This window comes from Cohnella sp. GbtcB17, assembly GCF_019091135.1.
Classification (GTDB): Bacteria; Bacillota; Bacilli; order Paenibacillales; family Paenibacillaceae; genus Cohnella.
Genome location: NZ_JAGXJW010000262.1, coordinates 1 through 271 on the forward strand (window position 1 = coordinate 1; position 271 = coordinate 271).

Here is a 271-nt window from a genome sequence, read left to right on the forward strand (position 1 = left end):
ATCAGCGAAGTAAACCCCAGCGGCGGCCGGGAAATTCGGATCGGAACTTCTCGATGTTGCCCCCGTCGACCATCGTCACGTAACAGGTGCGTCCGTCGGCACCGCCGAAGGTCAGGTTGGTGCAGTTTTTTCCGTGCTGCGGAATTTCCCGCACCACCTCGCCCCGTGGATTAATTTGGGCTATGCACCCTGTTCCGATGCGGGTCACGTACAGGTTGCCGGCCATATCGCATCGGATGCCGTCCATGCCGGAGTCGGGAAATGTAAGGTA

The 271-nt window shown here is 59.0% G+C and carries 1 protein-coding gene; it reads right to left on the reverse strand.

Annotated features, from left to right (window positions below):
• Nucleotide 1 precedes the first annotated feature (1 nt).
• Nucleotides 2-271: SMP-30/gluconolactonase/LRE family protein (locus KVT38_RS33730; protein WP_217598076.1), on the reverse strand; the 270-nt coding region annotated here is incomplete at its 5' end.